Source organism: Agrobacterium sp. 22-209-1 (assembly GCF_053522485.1).
The window spans coordinates 1-21,946 of record NZ_JBNWCH010000003.1; the positions used below are offsets into that span (position 1 = coordinate 1).

The window sequence follows — 21,946 nt, forward strand, 5'->3', positions numbered from 1 at the left end:
TGAGTTCGTAGCGGCGGCGTGTCATCATAGCTCCTAATTCGGAAGCCTTGAATCACGCGGAACGCAATGCGCCAAGAGAATTTATGAGTTTACCGCCTAGGATGACTTTCTTCGCCTGCTGTGCTTGCGCTTTCGCGCCTGCTTTCAACAATGCGTTGCTCTTGGCCTGCTTTGCGGTGAAGTCCTGCTGCTCAAGGCCTCGCCGTTCAGCTTCAGTAATGGCACCCTTGTTATCGGGGTTATCCCAGAACTCTTGCAGCCTATCTTTGTCGAGATTTCCGTTCTCAGCCTGCATCCAGAAGTCTTGCTTGGCGTAGGTGGTTTCACGGTCGCGAATTTTCCCATACTGGTCATCGGCGGCAGCTAGAAGCTTGGCGACATCGGGACCTAGTGCAGCGCTGTCGAGCAGCGTTCCAATCTTCGTGCCGTCCGACCCCGTTCGGTCTTGCGTCGCGATTTCTTTGATGACTTCCAGATAGCGTTTCGCGTTTCCGGGTTCGCGCTCCATCCCCATTGTGAGGGACTGCATGACACCGACCATCGCCTTGTCTTGGTCCTTGTAGTCCACAAAGAGAAGGTCTTTGTTGGCGTCATAGGACTGGCGCAAGGCGGTGGCGATAGCGGATGGATCATTACCAGCGGCGATACCCGCCTTCACGGTGCCTAGCCAAGAGCCGTGAACGGTTTCCTGAACGCGGTCTTCAGTGGCCTTGGTCTTGTAGCTTAGCTGCTGCTCTCTCAGTTTCCCGGCGATGGGGCCGAAGACTGTGCTGAACTCCTGCGCAAAGAACGGGTTGTTCGGATTTGCCTCAATGGCCTTACGCTGGGCTTCGTTCAAGAAGGCGTCAATGTCGCCGTTCTCCTTGTCGAAACCGTTCTCATACTGAGAGATAACGTTCTGCGCCACCTGCTCAGCAACCGAGCGGCCAGCATGAGATGCGATGAGGCGCTGGCCCATAGTGGACTTCATGTCCGGGTCGTTCTTCATCATCTCAAGCTGTTCTTCTGCAGTACGCCCGCTGTAACGCTGAGCAAGCCGTGCCGGGAGAAGTTCATCGTCCTGTTGCTTCTCAGCCTGAGCGTACCGCTGAAGGGCCGGATTAAGGGAGCCAAGAGCGTCCGCTAGGTCGGCCAAGCGGTTGTCGATCGGTGCACGCTCTGGGCGCGCATACATGTCCACCGGGGCCGCGACAGGGCGCAAGCCGGGAGTTCTGGGCGGCTGGTAATTTGTCACCACGCGGCCTGTGTTCGCCGTTGCGCCAGCACGTGCTAGAATATCATCATTACCGGAGAGGCCGGGTAGTTTGGTTGCCATCGTGTTTCCTTCAGGCGTCTAGTTCGATTTCAGATGATTTGATCAAGGACCATTCACGACCTTTCGCACCGCTGCGGCGGTCGGCCACGTAGATGTTTTTCCGGCGCAGGTTCAGCGCGCAGCCATCAAGATATCGGACGGTGAGGCCACGGAAGGGCACCGGACGGATAAGTCGGGCAATGGTCACGAGATTGCCAGTCCAGCCATTGGCGGCGGGCATATGGGCGCGCACATAGGGAAACTGACCAGCACCATCCAAGTTGAGAAACCAGTTCGGAGAAACCCCAAGGACTATGAGGCGATGGAAATCGTCAGCGTTCAGGACAGCAGAGTGGCCACAACGAAGGCCGACACGAACAACTTCTGTGCCCTCATCATCGGTGAAGAGAACAATGGGGCGCTTGGCAGATGGATACTTTTCGTTCAGAGAGGTGTGCATAGAATGCCCATAGATTGACCGCTCACGGCCCCGCGGAGGGCCGCGTTAGATGGCGGTTGAGGTTTTGATTGAGGGTGAAGGCAGGCCGTTTTTCGAACGCCTACTTTTCTATGGGTGGCGGCTAATGATGCCTCACTCCGGTCAATCCCCTGACTCTATTCAGGAAACGGTCTTTTCTATCTTCCGCTGCCAAGCTGCATCGTCCAATGCCTGAAGGGACGGATATTCGCTAATGCGCTGCTGAAGAATTTCCACGAAGCACCACGTCAGTTCGAACGGGTACGTATTCGGCCACACAGCGGGAATGTCAGGCATCGGCCGCAAAGGTTGCCCGCCCTGCGCAAAGTAGCGCATGCCGTTGTCGAGGGCGTACAGCATACCTTCTGCCCGTTCTCTTGGATTGCCTTCAAGGGTCTTGAGACCTAATCCACCGCGATACGCAATCAGCATCTGGAACGTTACCCACGAAGTCCAGCGGAGGACAGTCGCTAATTCCTTCCGGCTCATGTCTACCTGCGGTCTGAAAACTGGGTTCGCAGGGCGGCTGCAATACTGGTGTGCTGTTGCCGGAAATGGCATTGACCTAGACATGCGCGATACCTGCGAATAATTTGCGCAGTGCGCGGATGCCATGAAACTCCAGTACAAGGTGAACGTGCCCGCACCAAAGCGCGACACCATCATGTAGGAACTCAGCATCCATGAAATAGCCGGGACGCGATGAGCTAGCATCATTCGTGCAAAACCAGAAATCACACAGGTAGGGGATATTTCGGGAAAGGGTGAGAAGGGGCGTTTTATCGGTCGTTGACATGACGGAAACTCGGTTGAAGGAAGCGTTATTGCCTGCCTTGAGTGCCCTATAGATCAGTCTGCGCAACAAGTAAATTTAATAAAAACAACCACTTATGGGTTATTGCCGCATGTGGTTAGGTCATCCAAATTGGTACTGTTTCCATTGCGAAATTTTTTATATGCCTACCAAAAATAATTCTCACCATTCCGGATATCGGCGCTGTCGGCTCAAGCAAGCATGTAGCCACCTGTCTTGCGGATGGCCGGAAGGACTTCGCGAATAACCCAGTCTTGGAAGGCGATAGCTTCGGCCTTATCTAACCGCATGATGATTTTGTAGAGACCGCTTTCGGAGTTGATCATTGCTTTCGAAGAGCGCTTCTGCTCACCCACAATCAGATTGCGGTGAGGATTACTATTTGCTTTTCGTCATCACCTAGTCGGTGAGTGTGTCGGGCCGCTCCGCCTTGGAGGGTAAGACCAAAGTTGGCTCGACCAACATAGCTCCGCTCGTCAGTGGTCAAGCTTGGTTTTGATAGGGGTATGTTTCCGATAAATACTGGTGTCATCCCGCGTCAGCCGCCCACACAGCTAACGGGATGGTTGACTTTGATACTCGCTACCATAGCGTCAGGTATTTTAGAGGGGCAGGCTGAAATGACGATTGTGAAGTGGGGAAGCTGGTCGCTATTCTTCGGTCTTTGGCTCTTAATTGCGCTGGCACGGTGGCAAGCGCTCATGGCGGCGGCTGTTTTTGCGTTTGTCGGCGGCTATGTGGCTGGGAAGGTGAGAGCTTAAGGGTTTCGCTATGTGGCAGCTTTCGGGCCAGTGAAGCCCATTATAAGGAGCGTGAATCCGTCCTCGGCCATTTCAGATGGGCGGTACGTTTGGCCCTTCTGGGCGTGTGTGTAGGGGGCTTGCTGAAAATCCAGTACACCCCACCATTGAGCTTATCGATGTCAGCACGTGGTCATCATGACGCTTGCCGAAAAGCTCATCCACATCACCATAAAAAGGATTGATTCATCCCGTCATTCATAGACGCAAAAACTAAAATCGCGATATGGCACCATATACGTACCTTAAAGGTGACGTTAAAAGGAAGTTCATCTGTCATTGTGAGGGAGAGTCCATAAGATCATCATGATAGAAACATCTTCAGAATTTCTTTCCTGAACTCCACCTATCATACCCCTTATCTACACCATAGATGGTCTATTCCTATAGTGGCGGGTAATTGACGGCTATCTAGTGGCGGGTAATTGTCATGCGGTCTCGCTAGACCGTTTCGCCAGACGCGCCAACGTTGAACGGCTACAACCAGTGGCCGCCGCTATCCTGCTCCATGTGAGACCATTGGCAAGCATCTCAATAATTGCAGCATTCCGCGCCGTGTCTTCTGGTCTTCCTTTGTACGCGCCCGACGCCTTGGCCTTAGCTATGCCTTGGGCCTGTCGCCTACGCCTGTCCTCATAATCCTTGCGTGCTATGGCCGCTAACATATCCAGCATCATGCCATTGATTGCGTCCAACATTCGGCTTTGAATGTCGTCCGTCCCAGCCGTGGCGAGGCTCCACGATGTCGGCAGGTCCAGAGCGACTACGCGAACACGGCGCGACCTAATTTGGTCTTTAAGCCTCTCCCAGTCGGCGGCATTCAGGCGGCTAAGGCGGTCAACCTGTTCAACAAGAATGGTATCGCCCGGTTGGCAATCAGATAGTAGGCGGAAAAGCTCAGGCCGCTTCAGTGACGCGCCGCTCTCATTCTCAATATAGTACGCCGCAATCTTTAGCCCACGCTCGTCAGCGAAGCTCTGAAGGTCTGCTCTAGCGCGGCTCGCATCCTGCTCTTGAGTTGATGCGCGAAGGTAGGCACGGACGAACATATTAGACCTCTGCGGTTCGTTTTAGATGGTGTCATATTCAATGGTTCGATTTAGGTTGTCAACCTGGTATTTTGACACCGCTTCTCTAATGGTTCGCGAAAGGCATACCCAAAAAATGTAGTTTCCCGTGAAAATTCTTATCGCAGCAACTTACGCATGAGGTAAGTACTATGTCGCGGGCATCTGAGTGCCTGCGCAAGCCGATTCCAGAGAGATCCAATGTCCTATATCTTCTTAAGCCATTCTCACGCAGACAAGCCTTTTGCTAGGAAGCTCGCTGCTGACCTACGTTCGCACGGGCATTCGGTTTGGATTGATGAGGCGGAGATTAATATTGGCGACTCATTAATTGAAAAGATCAGGGAGGGCTTGGATAAGGTCGACTATGTTTGCGCAGTACTTTCCAAGTCATCGGTTGGAAGCGCGTGGGTGCAACGGGAACTAGACCTAGCAAGCAACAGAGAAATCGATGAGAAGCGTGTAGTTGTGCTCCCTGTGCTCATTGAGGATGTTCAGCTACCGGGGTTCCTGAAGGGCAAATTTTATGGCGATTGTCGGACGGAGGAAAAGTATCCTGATGTGGTATTATCACTGGTGCGCGCTGTGGGCGGCTCACTAGTTGTTGGCACCGCAGATAAGGATGAAATTGCAGCATTGAAGGAGGCATTGGAGCACGCGCGCAGACAAGCTGCTGCAAACCAACAAGCGGCGCAAAGGGCCGAAAATGCGGCATTCCGGTCTAAGTCTGACAAGGTGAAAGCCGCTATCGCTCAGGCAAATAAGAAGTTTCCTACCCACGCAGCAATCAACAATACCTACGCCTTTGAGATCAACGGCGATGGGATTCCCATCACTCTCGATTATCTTTTTTGGGCAATCTCCAAATCCATACGAAGAGGCGCGCCACATCCATTGGATGCGCTTCTCACCATCACTAACCAATGGCCTGATGCTGAAAACATGCTTTCGGCTTACAAGGACATGATCGACCAAGACGTTGCCCAAAAACGCGTATAGGGGCAGGTGGCGCGACCGCGTGCAAGGGGTGCATTGTTGATGATAAATGAAGGCAACTTACCCGAATCCATGATCGAACGCGCAACCATGCTAGAGGGCATCTTGGTTGACCGGGCTACAGGCGGCAGCGGTGAAAACGCTCTCTATGAATACCTCCGCCGCGAGTTTATGCAGAATGATGAATTCAAGAACCTACTGCCGAGTTTCGTCCGCACCTACCGCAACCTCTCCGCTTTCTGGGGTTGGATTAAGTATGAGGAAGAGACGTACCAAGGTAGACGAAATCTCATAGGCAAAGCATTCACGCCTCTGATGGATCACCTTGAAGGAAATGCAACCGTCCCGGCTGACGCGTCTGTATCTGACACCCTCGCCACGTTTGACGGGGAAGGCGTCCATGCAGTTTGGGTGAAAGCTCTAGAGCAGATCCTGTGATCGATGAATCGATTGTGAAGTGACGGGGCGAGCGGAAGCTGATTCAACATCCACTGCGAAAGAGGTGGATGATGGGACGAGCACTGAGCGATGATCTTCGACTACGCGTGTTAAAAGCGTCTGCGGCGGGCATGTCTGCGCGCCAGTCGGCGGCGCGGTTCGGGGTTGGGATTTCGACGGCGATCCGGTGGATCGCACGAGCGAGTGACGGTGAACCTACGTCCCGGCCGCAAGGCTGGCGACGGCCATCGGTCCTTGATGCACATGAGACGTTTGTCGTGGCCATGATCGACGACCGGAAGGACGTGACGCTCGATGAAATGGTCGAGCGTCTGTCTGTTGAGCGGCAGGTAGGTATCAGCCGAAGCGCGCTCGGTGCCTGGCTGCGGGGCCGCGGCTGGACGTTTAAAAAAAGTCCGCACATGCATTGGAGCAAGACCGGCCGGACGTCCTGAAACGCCGGCGAGCCTGGTTTGAAGGGCAGCTCGACCTCGATCCGGAGAAGCTGATCTTTATAGACGAAACCGGTCTCTCGACGAAGATGGCGCGTCTGCGAGGGCGTGCCATTCGAGGTGAGCGTTGCCGAGCTGGCGTGCCACATGGCCACTGGAAAACAACGACATTCACCGGCGCGCTCCGCCTCACCGGCATGACCGCACCCTTCGTTTATGATGGAGCGATGAACGGCAATGTCTTCCTGGCCTATGTCGAGCAAGTGCTCTCGCCGACCCTTCAGACCGGCGACGTCGTCGTTATGGATAACCTGCCGGCCCACAAGGCAGCCGGGGTGCGCGACGCCATCGAGCGCGCCGGCGCTAAACTCATGTTCCTGCCACCCTATAGTCCCGACTTTAATCCCATCGAAAACGCATTCTCGAAATTGAAAGCTATGCTACGGGCTCGAGCGGAGCGGAAAATCGACGCCCTATGGGATGCCGTCGGCACATTGATCCCCCGATTCACATCGGAGGAATGCGCAAACTACTTCAGGGCTGCAGGCTATGACCCGGATTGAGCAGGATCTGCTCTAGATAGCGAACAAACATCATCGAGTGCCAGAGGCGCCGAAATAGGAGAAAGAAGTCCGGCGCAATACCAGGTTTCTTTTTTGTTCACGGCACCTTGATTAGCCGTTGCACTAGGCGCAAAATTTGATTCCGCGTGCTTAGGGCCAGCACAACAATAAAACTAAGATAAACAGCATCTACTTGCACATAACTTGCCCGGCACAGTCAACCATTCACAGTAACATCCATGCGGCCCCAGGGAACATGCGAGGGATGTTGCGGACATAAAATGCGAAGCGCAGGCATGAAATTCTGTTGGGTTTTACACGATGCTTCGACGATTTTGCTTGGGGAGGCAAAAGCATGAGTGAACTGATCTTCTACACCAATCCCATGTCGCGCGGGCGCATTGCGCGATGGATGCTCGAGGAAGTGGGCGTTACCTATAAGACCGAAATACTTGGTTTCGAAACCTCGATGAAATCGCCCGCCTACCGGCTGATAAACCCGATGGCGAAGGTGCCGGCGATCAAGCACGGCGATACCATCGTCACCGAGGCGGCGGCGATCTGCGCTTATCTGGCTGACGCCTTTCCGGGCGCAAACCTTGCCCCGACGCCGAAGGCGCGCGGCCTTTATTACCGCTGGATGTTTTTCGCCGCCGGCCCCCTGGAAATGGCGGCAAGCATGAAGGCCATGGGTTTTGAAGTGTCCAAGGAGAAGTTGCGCATGGCCGGCTGCGGCAGCTATGCGGATGTGATGAATACGCTCGAACGCGCGGTCAGTGAAAACCGCTTCATCGCCGGTGATCTCTTTACCGCCGCGGATGTCTATGTCGGCGCGCATGTCGGTTGGGGGCTGCATTTCGGCACGATCGAAAAACGCCCGGCGTTTCTGGAATACATGGCGCATCTCACTGACCGACCGGCCTTCAAGCGCGCCGCCCAGCTTGACGAAGAGGCAGCGAAGGACTTGCAGGCGACGGGATAATCGCCCCTGTTTCGCCAAAAACAAACCATGGCCCGTCCGAAAATCACCCACAGGGTCGATCTTCGCGGCGGGTCTATACGTCGGACAGGCGGAGTGGCTCTCCGATCTCGATTGCATGCCCGTCCGGATCATAAAAGCGGAATACCCTCTGTCCCCAGGCCTGTTTCTGAACGGGATGGATGAGCTCCACATACGGCGCGATATTTCGAAAAGCCGCATCCACATCTTCATGCTCAAAGTAAAGCAGCAGGTTTCGCCTGCCATAGGGCTCTTCCGTGCCTGACGTTATCTGCCAGACAGTCTCCTCGAGCGAGCGTCCCTCATGGATGGCGAAGCCGCCCTCAAAGAGAACGAAACTTCCGAAATCCTGCAATATTTTGAGGCCGAGCCGGTCGCGATAAAACGCTCTGGAGCGGTCTATGTCGCGCGCAAAAGGGATGGGATTTACAAAGCGCATTACCTTCCCCGTCTTCCGTGCTCGCGAGCCTCAGCCTAGAATTAAAAAAGGCGGGGTAAAAGCCCCGCCCTCTTCAATTTTCTCGCATCAGGCAGCCAGTGCCGCCGCCACCGCTTCGATGGCCTCCTGCGCCTTGGCGCCGTCAGGGCCGCCGGCCTGCGCCATATCAGGGCGTCCGCCGCCGCCCTTGCCGCCGAGGGCGGCGGAAGCGGTGCGGACGATATCAACAGCGCTGAAACGGCCCGTCAGATCTTCGGTCACGGCCGCAACAGCACTTGCCTTGCCGTCTTCGGAAACGGCAATCAGCAGCACGACGCCGGAGCCGAGATTAGCCTTGGCCTCATCGGCAAGCCCCTTCAAATCCTTGGCATCGATGCCGGACATGGATTTTGCCAGGAAGTTGACGCCCGCGACCTGCTTGACGTCGCTTGCGCCGGCATCCGCCGAGCCGCCGCCCATGGCGAGTTTGCGGCGGGCATCGGCAAGCTCACGCTCAAGCTTCTTGCGCTCGTCCAGCAGGCCTTCAACGCGCGACAGAACATCGCCCGGCTGAACTTTCAGCGATGAGGCCAGCGCTTTCACTCGCTCATCCTGTTCAGAAAGATAGGCAAGCGCGCCCTGCCCCGTGACAGCCTCGAGACGACGAACGCCAGCACCGACGGCGCTTTCACCGAGGATGCGGATGAGACCGATCTGGCCGGTCGCGCCCACATGCGTACCGCCGCAGAGTTCGACCGAATAAGGACGGTTGGCTTTTGCGCCATGCAGGCCAGTGCCCATCGAAACGACACGAACTTCATCACCGTATTTTTCGCCGAACAACGCCATAGCGCCCTCGGCAATAGCGTCATCGACGCTCATCAGACGGGTGACGACTGGCGAGTTCTGCAACACGATTTCGTTGGCCATTTCTTCAACGACCTTCAACTCCTCGGCCGACATCGGCTTCGGATGCGAGACGTCAAAGCGCAGGCGCTCGGGCGCGACCAGCGACCCTTTCTGCGCGACATGGGTGCCGAGCACTTCGCGCAGCGCCTCATGCAGCAGGTGAGTGGCGGAATGGTTGGCACGCAAGCGCGAGCGGCGGTCATGATCGACCGTCAGCTGAACGGCGTCGCCCACTTTCAGACCACCCTTGGAAACGGTGCCCATGTGGACGAAGAGGCCTTCGCCCCGCTTCTGGGTATCGGAAACGGCAAAGGCACCATTATCGCCGGTGATAACGCCGGTATCGCCCATCTGGCCGCCGGACTCGCCATAAAACGGCGTCTGGTTGACGACGACCTGAACGGCCTCACCATCCGCAGCGCTTTCGACAGCCTTGCCGTCCTTGACGATCGCCTGCACAACGCCCTCTGCCGTTTCCGTGTCGTAACCGAGAAACTCGGTGGCGCCGAGCTTTTCCTTGAGCTCGAACCAGATCGTTTCGGTGGCCTTGTCGCCGGAACCGGCCCAATGCGAGCGGGCTTCCGCCTTCTGACGCTCCATCGCATCCGTGAAGCCGGAAATATCGACGCCGATTTCGCGGGCGCGCAACGCGTCCTGCGTCAGATCGAGCGGGAAGCCGTAGGTGTCATAGAGCTTGAAGGCGGTTTCGCCATCCAGCATGTCGCCCTTGTGCAACGTCGAAGTGGCATCGGACAGCAGCGACAGGCCGCGCTCCAGCGTCTTGCGGAAACGGGTTTCCTCAAGCTTCAGCGTTTCGGAGATCAGCGCCTCGGCGCGAACCAGTTCCGGGTAGGCGCGGCCCATCTGCTGCACCAGCGACGGCAGCAACCTGTAGATCAGCGGCTCGCGCGCGCCGAGAAGTTCGGCGTGGCGCATGGCGCGGCGCATGATACGGCGCAGAACATAACCGCGCCCTTCATTGGACGGCAGCACGCCATCGGCAATGAGGAAGGCGGACGAGCGCAGATGGTCGGCGATGACGCGGTGGCTGGCGCGCTTTTCGCCTTCGGCGGGAACGCCGGTCGCTTCGACGGAAGCGGCGATCAGTGCACGGAACAGGTCCGTATCGTAATTGTCATGCTTGCCCTGCAGCAGCGCGGAAATACGCTCCAGCCCCATGCCGGTGTCGATCGACGGGCGCGGCAGGTCGATGCGCTCTTCCTTCGTCACCTGCTCATATTGCATGAAGACGAGGTTCCAGATTTCGATGAAGCGATCACCATCCTCATCCGGCGAGCCGGGCGGGCCGCCCCAGATATGATCGCCGTGATCATAGAAGATTTCCGAACAGGGGCCGCACGGACCGGTATCGCCCATCGCCCAGAAATTGTCGCTGGTCGGGATGCGGATGATGCGGTCGTCGGAGAAACCGGCAATCTTCTTCCAGAGGTTAAAGGCCTCGTCGTCGGTGTGATAGACCGTGACCAGCAGACGGTTGCGGTCGATGCCGTATTCCTTGGTGATCAGGTTCCAGGCATGCGTGATCGCCTCTTCCTTGAAATAATCGCCGAAGGAGAAATTGCCGAGCATTTCGAAGAAAGTGTGGTGGCGGGCAGTATAACCGACATTGTCGAGGTCATTATGCTTGCCGCCAGCGCGCACGCATTTCTGCGCGGATGCCGCGGTGGAATAGGGACGGCTTTCAAGACCGGTAAAGACGTTCTTGAACTGCACCATGCCGGCATTGGTGAACATCAGCGTCGGATCGTTGCGCGGCACCAGCGGGCTGGAGGGCACAATCTCGTGTCCGTTCTTCTTGAAGTAGTCGAGGAAGGTCGACCGAATTTCATTTACACCGCTCATGCCCACACACCGCTCACAACTGGAGTCCATCACCGCCATCGGCAACGATGGCTATATTGCAAAATCAATGGCTTTTATCGTCCGTATCCAGCCCTGTCCAGCCATGGAGACCGGTGAAGGCGCAGCGACAAACAAAAAGGGCCACACGACAGAAATCGCACGGCCCATTTTGTTCAATCAATTCACATCAAGACAGGCGAACCTGCATCGGATTCCTGAAACTCAACGACAGGATCAACCCTCGTCACCGTCGCCGTCATCGCCGGCATCAGGACCGCCATTCTGCAGGAAACGATCCGCAATCAGGCCGGCATTCTGGCGCAGCGCCAGTTCGATCTCGTTTGCCGTATCCGGATTGTCGCGCAGGAAGGTTTTGGCGTTTTCACGCCCCTGCCCCAGACGCTGGCTGTTATAAGAGAACCAGGCGCCGGATTTCTCGACGATACCGGCCTTAACACCGAGATCGACCAGCTCACCGGTCTTGGAAACGCCTTCGCCATACATGATGTCGAATTCCACCTGCTTGAAGGGCGGTGCCATCTTGTTCTTGACGACCTTGACGCGCGTCTGGTTGCCGACAACCTCTTCACGTTCCTTGACCGCGCCGATACGGCGGATGTCGAGACGCACCGAGGCGTAGAACTTGAGAGCGTTACCGCCGGTCGTCGTTTCCGGCGAACCGAACATGACGCCGATTTTCATACGGATCTGGTTGATGAAGATGACCATGCACTTCGACTTGGAGATCGAAGCCGTCAGCTTGCGCAGCGCCTGGCTCATCAGACGCGCCTGAAGACCCGGCAGGCTGTCGCCCATCTCGCCTTCGATTTCCGCCCGCGGCGTCAGCGCCGCAACGGAGTCGACCACAAGAACGTCCACCGCGCCGGAGCGCACCAGCGTATCGGTGATCTCAAGCGCCTGCTCGCCCGTATCCGGCTGCGAGATCAACAGGCTCTGCAAATCCACGCCAAGTTTGCGGGCATAGACCGGATCGAGCGCATGTTCGGCATCGACGAAGGCGCAGATGCCGCCCTTCTTCTGGGCTTCCGCGATTGTCTGCAGCGCCAGCGTCGTTTTACCCGAGCTTTCCGGACCGTAAATTTCAATGATGCGCCCCTTCGGCAGACCGCCGATGCCGAGCGCGATATCCAGGCTGAGCGAACCCGTCGAAACGGTCTCCACCTCAACCACATTTTCATTGGAACCGAGCTTCATGATCGATCCCTTGCCGAACGACCGTTCGATCTGGGAGAGCGCCGCTTCCAGTGCCTTGCTTTTATCCACCGATTTATCCTCTACGAGACGCAAAGAATTTTGTGCCATCCGAACCACCTTTAGGTTATTGAAGCCGCACAGGCAATGAAGCAGTATGGAAACGGTATGTACTCTATTTGTTCTCATTTCACAAGGCTGAGCCAGCATATTGAAAACAAATAGTGATAAGTCGTTTGTTCTGCTTTCGTTTTTCTGTGCGTGGCCCATAGCCGCAAACCGGAGGCGAGGTCAGGAAGACGTCAGTTTAGGCCGAATCGTCCGGTCTTTCCATCCGCCAGAGAGGGAAACGCAAGCGTGAAGAAAATACTCGTTCTGGGCGGCGCGCATATCGACAGACGCGGCATGATCGAGACTGAAACGGCGCCGGGCGCCAGCAACCCCGGCTCGTGGATGGAAGAGGCGGGCGGCGGCGGTTTCAACGCCGCGCGCAATCTTTCCCGGCTCGGCTTTCAGGTCCGCATTATCGCGCCGCGCGGCGGCGACGTGACGGGCGAAGCGGTGGCGGAGGCCGCACGTCAGGCGGGCGTGGAAGACACGCCGTTCACCTTCCTCGACCGGCGCACGCCAAGCTACACGGCCATTCTGGAGCGCGATGGCAACCTCGTCATCGCGCTTGCCGATATGGATCTCTACAAACTCTTCACCCCGCGCCGCCTCAAGATACGCGCCGTGCGCGAGGCAATAAGGACGAGCGATATCCTGCTTTGCGACGCCAACCTGCCCGAGGATACGCTGACGGCGCTTGGCCTCATCGCCCGCACCTGTGAGAAGCCGCTGGCGGCCATAGCCATTTCGCCGGCCAAGGCTGTGAAGCTGAAGGCGGCGCTCGGCGATATCGACATCCTCTTCATGAACGAAGCGGAAGCCCGCGCGCTGACCGGCGAGACGGCGGCCAATGTCCGTGACTGGCCGGACATTCTGCGCAAGGCCGGGCTTTCCGGCGGCGTCGTCACGCGCGGCGCAAGCGAAGTCGTGGCCTTCAACGGGACGGGAAAAGCAATCCTCCACCCACCCCTTATCCGCGAGGTGAAGGATGTCACCGGCGCCGGTGATGCCATGGCCTCCGGTTATCTCGCCGCCATTGCCGAGGGAGAAACAATCTCGGAGGCATTGAGACGGGGGGCTGCGGCAGCGGCTATCACCGTGCAATCGCCCTTCGCCACCTCGCAAGACCTATCAAAAGACAGTGTCGATGCCATGTTGGGGCTTGTTCCCCAGGCTGAAATGCTGGCATGAACCCGCTTTTAAAAACTGGAACAGATGAAATGACCCGCCCCATCTCCCCGCTCCTGCCCATCGTCTATTCTCAGGAAGTCGCCGCCGCCAAGCAGCGCGGCGCGCCGATCGTCGCGCTCGAATCGACCATCATCACCCACGGCATGCCTTACCCCGGCAATATCGAAATGGCGGAAAGCGTCGAACAGATCATCCGCGATCAGGGTGCGGTTCCGGCCACCATCGCCGTCATTCACGGCACCCTCCATATCGGCCTTGAGAAAGACCAGCTCGAGGCGCTGGCGAAGACCACCGACGCCATGAAGGTCTCGCGCGCCGATATCGCCTTTGCGATCGCCGAGCGCCGGACAGGCGCGACCACGGTTGCAGCGACCATGATCGCCGCCGCTCGCGCCGGCATTCGCGTTTTTGCCACCGGCGGCATCGGCGGCGTGCACAAGGGTGCTGAAGAGACCTTCGACATCTCCGCCGACCTGACCGAGCTTGCCAAGACCGGCGTGATCGTCGTGTGCGCTGGTGCCAAGGCTATCCTCGACATCCCGAAGACGCTTGAAGTCCTCGAAACCAACGGCGTGCCGGTCGTAACCTTCGGCTCGGAAGAATTCCCGGCTTTCTGGTCGCGCTCCTCTGGCCTGCCGAGCCCGCTCTCGCTCAACAGCCCCGCAGCCATTGCCAATTTCCAGGCGACCCGCGAACAGCTGGGTATCGATGGCGGAATGCTGGTGGCCAATCCCGTGCCGGAAGAGGATGAAATTCCGCGCGAGGAGATGGAAATCTACATCAACCGGGCCATATCCCACGCCGAACGCGACGAAGTGACCGGCAAGGAAGTTACCCCCTACCTGCTTGGCGACATCTTCCGCCTGACGGATGGCCGCAGCCTGGAAACCAATATCGCGCTGGTGCGCAACAATGCGCAGCTTGCTGCGGAAATCGCCGTGGCGTTGAACTGAGGCCATTTCTGCCCTCTTCGTTCCGTTTGACAGCAGAGAGGCTTCGTCAAAATAAAGAAGAGTCGCGAGCTTTTGACTTTCCGGAAGTCGCAGGTCGCAAACTTCCCCTCCGTCATGCTCGGGCCTGTCCCGGACATCTGCGACGCCTCGTCCGGTGAGACGTGATTGGATCCTCGGGACGAGCCCGAGGATGACGTCGAGTTGCAGGAAAGACCCGTCACGACAACAAAAAGGCCCGGAGAGCTTACGCCTTCCGGGCCCTTTTTTTTATCAGAACCCAATCAGTTCTGAGCGACCGGCTTCACCAGCGGCGTCACGCGGCGGATGGTGACGCGGCGGTTCTGCTGTTCCGGGCCGAGCGTCTGGACCTTCAGGTAGCGCTCGCCGTAGCCCTGTGTCGCGAGGTTTTCCGGCGGAATACCGTAGACATCGGTCAGCACATTGGCGACGGAGGCGGCGCGCTCGTCGGACAGAACGAGATTGCTTTCATCCGAACCGACGGCATCGGTATGACCTTCGATCAGGAAGGTTTCACCCGGATTTTTATCCAGCGCCTTGTTGATTGCATCCGCCACCTTGCGCAGCGAACGGGCTTGCGCCATCGGAATTTCGGCGCTGCCGGTGGCGAAGGTGATGGTATCGAGGTCGATACGGCGCACCTTGTCGCGGATACGGGCCGAATACCGCACTTCATCCAGCGAATAGACCCGCTCCACCGGCTCGACCGGCGGCTGTTCCAGGAAGCGATAATAATCGCGGTCCGGATCGCTCGAGGTGTCGATGATGTAGTCCGTCACGGGAATGCGCAGGCGCATCGGCGGCAGGTCGAGGCCCGGATCGCGATAGACGTAGTCGCGGTCGGGATCTTCCATCAGTTCCGGCGCATAGAACAGCACATATTCGCGGCCGCGATCGTCGATGCGCGAGCGCTGGATCACGTCGCCATAACGGTTGCGGATCGTCACCACCTGCGTTCCGTCACGGCGCTCCACGGTTTCGCGGACACGGCCGCCGGGCAGACGCTCGTAATAGGGCTCGCCACCATCGCGGATGAAGCGCTGGCTGTCGTCGCCGCGCACCACGACGCGGTCGCCGAATTGCAGGATGATCGGCGCATTGCGGTCGCGATCACGCGGGCGGCCTTCGCGTGGCTGCCATTCGCGCACGCCTTCCGGCCGCTCATATTGCGGGCGACGGTCGACACGCTCGCCCTGCTGCGAGGTGATGGCCTCCATCTTGACGGGCGGCGGCGGAGCCTTGCCTTCGGCCGCGCCGGCGCGCTGCGCCTCCGCGTCGGAGGTCGGAACCTTCACGTCACCCGCCTGTTCGCGTTCACGGCGGCGCTCCTCGCGGGTCTGGCGATTGCCGGAACGTTCCACTTCCTTGTCGCTGTCGAGAACGGCGGCGCCCTTGTCGACCGGCAGAATGACGGTATCGGCGGTCTTGGACGGGTCCTTGGCGATTGCCTTGGCCTTGTCCAGCTCTTCCTTCGTCATCGGCGGCGCTTCCGTTTGTGGAATAGCGACCTGATTGGGAACGGCTTCTCCGGCCGGCGCCTGTCCGGTCGTCGCACCGCTTGGCGGCGGCGTCGGTGTGCCCGGCAGTGGGGCTGCGGGTTCACCCTTAACCGGTGGCTGCTCTGAAGGCTGCTGGCCGGGAGCGGGGTTGGGCTGTGCTTCGGGCGCAGGCGGGCGTGCGGGCATGGGCGCCTCTGTCGGAACCGGTGCTTCTTTCGCAGCCGGCTCGGGCGCTGCGGGTTTCTTCTCGGGCACGGGTTTTTCGGCAGGTGCCGCTTTCTGCTCCGGTGCTTTTTCTTCTACCGGCTTCTTCTCGGGCGCGGGCTTGGCAGGCTGCTCGGAATTTTCAGGCCGCGCGGCAGGCTGCTGCTCGGCGGCCGGTTCCTTCGCTGGCTCCCTGCGCGGGCGCTCGGGTCGCTGCTCGCCCTCTGCGGCCGGCTGTTCAGCGCGGGCGGGCTTGCGCGGGCGTTCCTGCGGCTGCTGTTCGGCAGGCGCTGCTTCCGGGGCTGCTTCGCGCTGGCGGGCCGGGCGCTGTTCGCCCTCGCCCTGCGGTTCCTTCGCGCGCTCAGGCGTGCGGGGACGCTCCTGCGGCTGCTCGGCAGGTACCGGTTCGGGACGCGCCTCACGCTGCTGCGGTTCTGGAGGCGCCTCGCGCTTTGGCTCCGGCTCGCGCTGGGGCTCCGGGGCGCGTTCCTCACGCTTGGGCTCGGCCTGGGGCTGCGCCTCCTCCGCCTGCTGACGCTTCTTCTTGAGTTCCTCTTCCGGGTTTTCCTGTGCCGGCTCCGCCTGCGCCAGAATGATCTGTCCGGGCGCTACCTGCGAGATCGGCGCCTGCGCGCGGGACGCACCGGCAAAGCCCGCCGCTGCTGGCTCGACCGCGATCGCGAGAGACATGAGCGGAAAAACCACCCCGGTCAGCAATGTGTTTTTCTTCTTCAGCATCAGTGCTTCCTCATCTGCCGTCATTTATGGGTCGCAAATTATGCGACGTCGTGGGCCCGGCTTGGCACGCAGGCGCTGTTCAACGCCTAACACACGCTCCGGTTCCCATGATGACCAGATGCTTCTGTACCGGAAATGAACAGATCAAGGCCTTTTCGTGGAAGCTCTGCGGCACAAACGCGATCACTAATATTGCAGTTGCATTTTTTGACCAACCGGATGAATAATCCCAATCGCGCTCAGGCGGCAGGCGGTACACCGCTGCGCCCGGCGCCCATGGCGTCCGCACTGAAAACAACAACAGACCGCGGATGAACGACCAAAAGAGAGGATCGAAATGCCTATTTCCACCCGTCTGCTCGCAGCCGTATCGATTGCCGCCATCTCGCTGTTTTCGGGCGCTGCGCTTGCGCAGGACAAGATCGTCATCGGCACGGAAGGCGCCTACCCGCCCTTCAACAATCTCGAAGCCGACGGCACACTGACCGGCTTCGACATCGACATCGCCAAGGCTCTGTGCGAACAAATGAAGGCCGAGTGCACCTTCGTCACCAATGACTGGGACGGCATCATTCCCGCCCTTCAGGCCAAGAAGTTCGACGCCATCATCGCGTCCATGTCGATCACGCCCGAGCGTCTCGAGAAGGTCGACTTCTCCAAGAAATATTACAACACCCCGCCGGCCATCGCCGTGCCGAAGGATTCTCCGATCAAGTCCGTCGACGATCTGAAGGGCAAGGCGCTCGGCGCGCAAGGTTCCACCACCCACTCCAACTATGCAGAAAAGCATTTCCCGGATGCCGACGTGAAGATGTATCCGACCGCCGACGAATATAAGCTCGACATCGCCAATGGCCGTATCGACGCCGTCATCGACGATATCGTCGTGCTGTCGGAATGGCTGAAGACGGATGCGGGCGCCTGCTGCAAGATCCTGACGCCGCTTCCGGTCGATGTCGAGATCAACGGCAATGGTGCGGGCGTCGCCGTGCGCAAGGGTGACACGGCGCTTGCCGACAAGTTCACCGCCGCCATCGCCGCCATTCGTGCCAGCGGCAAGTATCAGGAGATCAACAAAAAGTACTTCGATTTCGACGTTTACGGCGAGTAAGCCCGTTCGGCCTGTTGAAATCTCGTGGCGGAAGGGTTGCCCTTCCGCCATTTTTGTTTGAAAACGTCACAATAACAATCACGGCGGCTTAAGACCGCAGGGGAAAATTGGCATGAGCGGAGCATTTTCCGCCATAGGTGCGTTCTGGACCTATGTCTCGACACTTCTCGATCCCTTTTGCGGGCCGGTCGGTCTCTTCTCGCTTTTCGGAAACGGCACTCTCGTCGCCTGCGGCGATGCGGGCTGGGGCGATGAAATCGCCTTCGGCGTCAAGGTCACCATCTCGTTGGCGCTTGCCACCCTGCCCGTGGGGCTGCTGATCGGTTTTCTCATCGCGCTCGCCGCACAATCGGAAGAAAAATCGCTGCGGTTGGCGACCGGCATCTACACCACCATCTTCCGCGGCCTGCCGGAACTGCTGACGCTCTTCATCGTTTATTACGGCATCCAGATGCTGCTGCAATCGGCGGCCGGTTATGTCGGCTTCACCGGTCCGATCGAGATCAACGCCTTCGTGGCCGGCATGGTGGCGCTCTCGGTGGTGTTTTCGTCCTATGCGTCTGAAGTGCTGCTCTCCGCCTTCAAGGCCATACCGAAGGGACAATATGAGGCGGGTGCGGCGCTGGGGCTTTCGCGGGGCCGCACAATGGTGCTCATCATCATTCCGCAACTTGTCCGCATCGCCCTGCCCGGCATGACCAATCTCTGGGTCATCCTGCTCAAAGACACGTCCTATGTGTCGATCATCGGCCTTGCCGATATCGTTCGCCAGACGGGCATCGCCGCCCGCGTCAGCAAGGAAGCCTTCTTCTTCTACAGCATCGCCTGCCTGCTCTACCTCATCCTCGCGCTGCTATCCTCCATTGGCATAGGCTTCATCGATCGCTGGTCGCGCAAGTCGGAGGCGAGCAGATGAGCCATATTCAGGAACTCATCCCGCCCCGCCCCGCACCGGCCGTCGCGGACAAGCCGCTCAATATTTCGCGCATCGTCGGCGTCGCCGTCATCACGCTCTGGCTGTTGCTCGCCGCCGCGCTGATCTTCGCCATGATCGAGGGCTGGGACTGGGACAAATTCCAGCGCTACGGACCGCGCTATATCGACGGTCTCATCACCACCATCACCCTCGTCGGCAGCTCGATCATTCTCGGCGCCATTCTTTCCGTGCCGATCGCCTTCGGCCGCATGTCGGAAAACCGCATCGTCGGCGCGCTGGCCTATGCCTATGTCTATGTCTTCCGCAGCACGCCGCTACTGGCGCAGCTTTTCCTGATCTATTACGGCCTCGGCAGTTTCCGCCAGGGGCTGGAAACCGTCGGCCTGTGGTGGTTCTTCCGGGAGGCCTGGTATTGCGGCCTGTTGTCGCTCACACTCAACACCGCCGCCTATCAGGCCGAAATCCTGCGCGGCGCGATCCGCAGCGTACCGCGCGGCCAGCATGAGGGCGCCGCCTCGCTCGGCCTGTCGAAACTCGTCACTTTCCGCAAGATCATCCTGCCGCAGGCGCTCATCGTGGCGCTGCGTCCCTATGGCAACGAGATCATCCTGATGATCAAGGGTTCGGCCGTGGTCTCGATCGTCACGGTCTTCGACCTGATGGGCCAGACCCGTTACGCCTTCTCCCGCACCTTCGACTATCAGGCCTACCTCTGGGCCGCGATCTTCTACCTGGCGATCGTCGAAACGCTGCGGCATGTCTGGGCATGGCTGGAAGCACGCCTGACCCGTCACCTCAAGCGCTAGCCGCAAAGTTGGCAGCACTCATCAGGAGAGGCTGCCAACACTCTGAAAAATATAACAAATTTGTGACGTATCCATGTCTTTGGCAAGCTTGGGTTAACCATGACGTGTTCCCATATTCGATACAGCGGCAACGCTGTGATCGGCAATCATGGAAACGGGAACCGCCGTCATGAACAAGGACATGGAAATGATGCTGAGGGGCTACGGCCTCACCACCGCCCAGATATTTTATCGCCTGCCGGATCATCCGCTGGTTCTCCAGACCTATGTCTGGCAGGACTATGATCTTGCCCCAGACTTCCCCGAAATGCATGGCTTCCTCCAATTCTGGAAGGAAAAGCTCGACGGACCGCTGCACTCCGTCCGCTACGTGCACCGGCAGGTAATCTCGGCGCAGGAATGGCGCGCGCTCAAAGGGGAGTTCATCATCCACTGAGCCGTCGCACCACATAAACATTGCGCCCGTCCCCGATGCGGCTTACAGCAAACCTCAACTGAAGATGCTGACGGATAAGGCACGATGACGAAGAACCAGAAAATCGACGAAGAGGCGCTTGCCGAGGCCTATAACCGTGCGCTCGCGCTTGAAAAAGCCGGCGATGTGGACGCGGCGGTCAAGGCCTATGAAGAGGTTCTGGCCATCGATCCGGACGATCACGGCGGCGCGGCCGTGCGCATCGCCGCCATGGGCCGGGGCGAAACCCCGCCGAAAGCGCCTGACGCCTATGTCGAAACCCTGTTCGACCAGCACGCCGAAGCTTTCGAGGACATTCTTGTCGAGCAGCTCGGTTACGCCGTGCCGATGATGGTGCGCCAGCGGCTGCAGACGCTGAACCTCGGTCCCTTCAAGCGCCTGCTCGATCTCGGCTGCGGCACCGGCCTCACCGGCGAAGCGTTGCGCGATATGGCAGACGACATCACCGGCATCGACATTTCCGAAAACATGGTCGAAATCGCCCACGAGAAAGACCTCTACGAGACGCTCTACGTCGCCGAAGCCGAGGATTTTCTTGAAGACAATGACGACGAACCTTTCGACATCATCACTGCCACCGATGTGCTGCCCTATCTCGGCGCGCTGGAGCCACTGTTTTTCGGCGCCGCCGAAAACCTCAACGCCCGTGGCCTGCTGATCTTCTCGTCGGAAACCCTGCCCGAAGATACCCTGGCCGGACGTCCCTATATGGTCGGCCCGCACCAGCGTTTCGCCCATGCGGAAACCTATGTTCGGGAAAGACTGGCCGCGACCGGTTTCGAGGTCGTTGAAGTGACCGACATCAACGTGCGCATGCAGGACGGCAATCCGACGCCCGGCCATCTGATTATCGCCAAGCTCAAAGGCTGAGGCAGCGTCGCGGCATCTTTCTTCTCTCCGCCGGGGAGAAGAAACAAGCGGCGGACGCTCGTTTCAACGCCACGTCTGCTTCTTTGCTGAATCAATATCTCATCAAGACCACCCAGCGGCTTGAAGAGATTCGATTTTCCGTCACCTAAACCCGCAAAACGAAAAATGCCCTCCCCGACTACCGGAAAGGGCATTGCTCCAAAACCGGATTGGCGGCGGATCACTCCTCGCCGGATTTTGGATTGTCCAGCAGCATGTAATCGAGCGGCAGCTCGGTCGTATATTTGATCTGCTCCATCGCGAAGGCGGAGGAGACATCGCGAATTTCGATCTTGGCGATCATGCGCTTATAGAAGGCGTCATAGGCCGCAATATCGGGCACTACCACGCGCAGCAGATAATCGACATCGCCGCTCATGCGGTAAAATTCGACGACTTCCGGAAACTCGGAAACCACCTCGGAGAAACGCTTCAGCCACTCAATGGAATGGGAGGCTGTGCGGATGGAAACAAATACCGTGACCTTGGTATTGACCTTGACCGGATCGAGCAAGGCCACGCGCCGGCGGATGACGCCGTCTTCCTCCATCTTCTGGATACGCCGCCAACAGGGCGTCGTGGAAAGACCGACCTTTTTCGCCAGATCGGCAACGGCCAGCGTGGAATCCTCTTGCAGAATGCGCAAAATCTTACGGTCAAGGCGATCCAATGCGTCTATCCTCCTGAATTAAT

General features: G+C 58.4%; 22 protein-coding genes. 11 read left to right on the forward strand and 11 right to left on the reverse strand.

The genetic code is table 11. The features are described from left to right. Positions 1–52 precede the first annotated feature (52 nt). The 6 genes from ACQZ48_RS07820 to ACQZ48_RS07845 all read right to left on the reverse strand — a co-directional run bounded on the left by ACQZ48_RS07820 (position 53) and on the right by ACQZ48_RS07845 (position 4,435). A complete protein-coding gene (locus ACQZ48_RS07820) occupies positions 53–1,315 on the reverse strand; it encodes a hypothetical protein (protein WP_448728716.1) in 1,263 nt (420 codons plus the stop codon). Between the two features lie 10 nt (positions 1,316–1,325). Further along, positions 1,326–1,754, reverse strand: coding sequence for a hypothetical protein (locus ACQZ48_RS07825; RefSeq protein WP_155737575.1), 429 nt, complete (start codon positions 1,752–1,754; stop codon positions 1,326–1,328). A gap of 159 nt (positions 1,755–1,913) precedes the next feature. After that, positions 1,914–2,261, reverse strand: a complete 348-nt coding sequence (locus tag ACQZ48_RS07830; RefSeq protein ID WP_448728717.1) for a hypothetical protein — start codon at positions 2,259–2,261, stop codon at positions 1,914–1,916. Between the two features lie 516 nt (positions 2,262–2,777). After that, complete coding sequence (locus tag ACQZ48_RS07835; protein ID WP_419188638.1) at positions 2,778–2,942, reverse strand: BRO-N domain-containing protein; 165 nt, start codon at positions 2,940–2,942, stop codon at positions 2,778–2,780. A gap of 413 nt (positions 2,943–3,355) precedes the next feature. After that, on the reverse strand, positions 3,356–3,481 hold the full coding sequence (locus ACQZ48_RS07840) for a Rha family transcriptional regulator (RefSeq protein WP_448728818.1): 126 nt from the start codon (positions 3,479–3,481) through the stop codon (positions 3,356–3,358). Positions 3,482–3,814: 333 nt separating this feature from the next. Further along, complete coding sequence (locus ACQZ48_RS07845; RefSeq protein ID WP_448728718.1) at positions 3,815–4,435, reverse strand: recombinase family protein; 621 nt, start codon at positions 4,433–4,435, stop codon at positions 3,815–3,817. Positions 4,436–4,654: 219 nt separating this feature from the next. Between ACQZ48_RS07845 and ACQZ48_RS07850 the strand changes: the two genes are divergently transcribed. From ACQZ48_RS07850 to ACQZ48_RS07865, 4 genes are all read left to right on the forward strand, one after another. Continuing rightward, positions 4,655–5,452, forward strand: coding sequence for a toll/interleukin-1 receptor domain-containing protein (locus tag ACQZ48_RS07850; protein ID WP_063951246.1), 798 nt, complete (start codon positions 4,655–4,657; stop codon positions 5,450–5,452). A gap of 36 nt (positions 5,453–5,488) precedes the next feature. Then, positions 5,489–5,887 carry a hypothetical protein gene (locus ACQZ48_RS07855; protein ID WP_448728719.1) on the forward strand — a complete coding sequence of 133 codons (399 nt, stop codon included), beginning with the start codon at positions 5,489–5,491 and terminating at the stop codon, positions 5,885–5,887. 71 nt (positions 5,888–5,958) lie between these two features. Then, a protein-coding gene (locus ACQZ48_RS07860; protein ID WP_246666550.1) for an IS630 family transposase occupies positions 5,959–6,902 on the forward strand; the annotation gives its coding sequence in 2 pieces (ribosomal slippage) (positions 5,959–6,295 and positions 6,295–6,902; 945 coding nt in all). A 355-nt stretch (positions 6,903–7,257) separates the two neighbouring features. Continuing rightward, positions 7,258–7,884, forward strand: coding sequence for a glutathione S-transferase family protein (locus ACQZ48_RS07865; RefSeq protein ID WP_448728720.1), 627 nt, complete (start codon positions 7,258–7,260; stop codon positions 7,882–7,884). A gap of 73 nt (positions 7,885–7,957) precedes the next feature. Here ACQZ48_RS07865 and ACQZ48_RS07870 read toward each other — a convergent pair whose 3' ends face one another. From ACQZ48_RS07870 to recA, 3 genes are all read right to left on the reverse strand, one after another. Next, the gene (locus ACQZ48_RS07870) at positions 7,958–8,341 is read right to left on the reverse strand and encodes a VOC family protein (protein WP_077982013.1); all 384 of its coding nucleotides are present in this window, start codon (positions 8,339–8,341) and stop codon (positions 7,958–7,960) included. An 87-nt stretch (positions 8,342–8,428) separates the two neighbouring features. Beyond that, positions 8,429–11,092: an alanine--tRNA ligase gene (alaS, locus tag ACQZ48_RS07875; RefSeq protein WP_137410615.1), complete on the reverse strand. Its 2,664-nt coding sequence runs from the start codon at positions 11,090–11,092 to the stop codon at positions 8,429–8,431. A 234-nt stretch (positions 11,093–11,326) separates the two neighbouring features. Beyond that, positions 11,327–12,415: a recombinase RecA gene (gene recA / locus ACQZ48_RS07880; protein WP_077983798.1), complete on the reverse strand. Its 1,089-nt coding sequence runs from the start codon at positions 12,413–12,415 to the stop codon at positions 11,327–11,329. A 246-nt stretch (positions 12,416–12,661) separates the two neighbouring features. Between recA and ACQZ48_RS07885 the strand changes: the two genes are divergently transcribed. Continuing rightward, entirely contained in the window at positions 12,662–13,603 is a 942-nt protein-coding gene (locus tag ACQZ48_RS07885) for a carbohydrate kinase family protein (RefSeq protein WP_142911472.1), read from the forward strand. 29 nt (positions 13,604–13,632) lie between these two features. Beyond that, positions 13,633–14,556 (forward strand): pseudouridine-5'-phosphate glycosidase, encoded by a 924-nt coding sequence (locus tag ACQZ48_RS07890; RefSeq protein ID WP_080790430.1) that lies wholly within the window; start codon positions 13,633–13,635, stop codon positions 14,554–14,556. A 281-nt stretch (positions 14,557–14,837) separates the two neighbouring features. Here ACQZ48_RS07890 and ACQZ48_RS07895 read toward each other — a convergent pair whose 3' ends face one another. Then, positions 14,838–17,015: an OmpA family protein gene (locus ACQZ48_RS07895; protein ID WP_448728721.1), complete on the reverse strand. Its 2,178-nt coding sequence runs from the start codon at positions 17,013–17,015 to the stop codon at positions 14,838–14,840. A gap of 337 nt (positions 17,016–17,352) precedes the next feature. Here ACQZ48_RS07895 and ACQZ48_RS07900 point away from each other — a divergent pair, with 337 nt between their 5' ends. From ACQZ48_RS07900 to ACQZ48_RS07920, 5 genes are all read left to right on the forward strand, one after another. Then, positions 17,353–18,126, forward strand: coding sequence for an ABC transporter substrate-binding protein (locus tag ACQZ48_RS07900; protein ID WP_077983801.1), 774 nt, complete (start codon positions 17,353–17,355; stop codon positions 18,124–18,126). A gap of 112 nt (positions 18,127–18,238) precedes the next feature. Beyond that, on the forward strand, positions 18,239–19,042 hold the full coding sequence (locus tag ACQZ48_RS07905) for an ABC transporter permease (protein ID WP_077983802.1): 804 nt from the start codon (positions 18,239–18,241) through the stop codon (positions 19,040–19,042). Next, entirely contained in the window at positions 19,039–19,869 is an 831-nt protein-coding gene (locus ACQZ48_RS07910) for an ABC transporter permease (protein WP_077983803.1), read from the forward strand. The genes ACQZ48_RS07905 and ACQZ48_RS07910 overlap by 4 nt, the downstream gene beginning before the upstream one ends. A 169-nt stretch (positions 19,870–20,038) precedes the next feature. Then, positions 20,039–20,305, forward strand: a complete 267-nt coding sequence (locus ACQZ48_RS07915; protein WP_077983841.1) for an usg protein — start codon at positions 20,039–20,041, stop codon at positions 20,303–20,305. Between the two features lie 84 nt (positions 20,306–20,389). After that, the gene (locus ACQZ48_RS07920) at positions 20,390–21,214 is read left to right on the forward strand and encodes a class I SAM-dependent DNA methyltransferase (RefSeq protein ID WP_173989391.1); all 825 of its coding nucleotides are present in this window, start codon (positions 20,390–20,392) and stop codon (positions 21,212–21,214) included. A 220-nt stretch (positions 21,215–21,434) separates the two neighbouring features. Here the strand turns inward: ACQZ48_RS07920 and ACQZ48_RS07925 are convergent, their stop codons facing one another. Then, positions 21,435–21,923: an Lrp/AsnC family transcriptional regulator gene (locus tag ACQZ48_RS07925; RefSeq protein WP_003507846.1), complete on the reverse strand. Its 489-nt coding sequence runs from the start codon at positions 21,921–21,923 to the stop codon at positions 21,435–21,437. Positions 21,924–21,946: the final 23 nt, after the last annotated feature.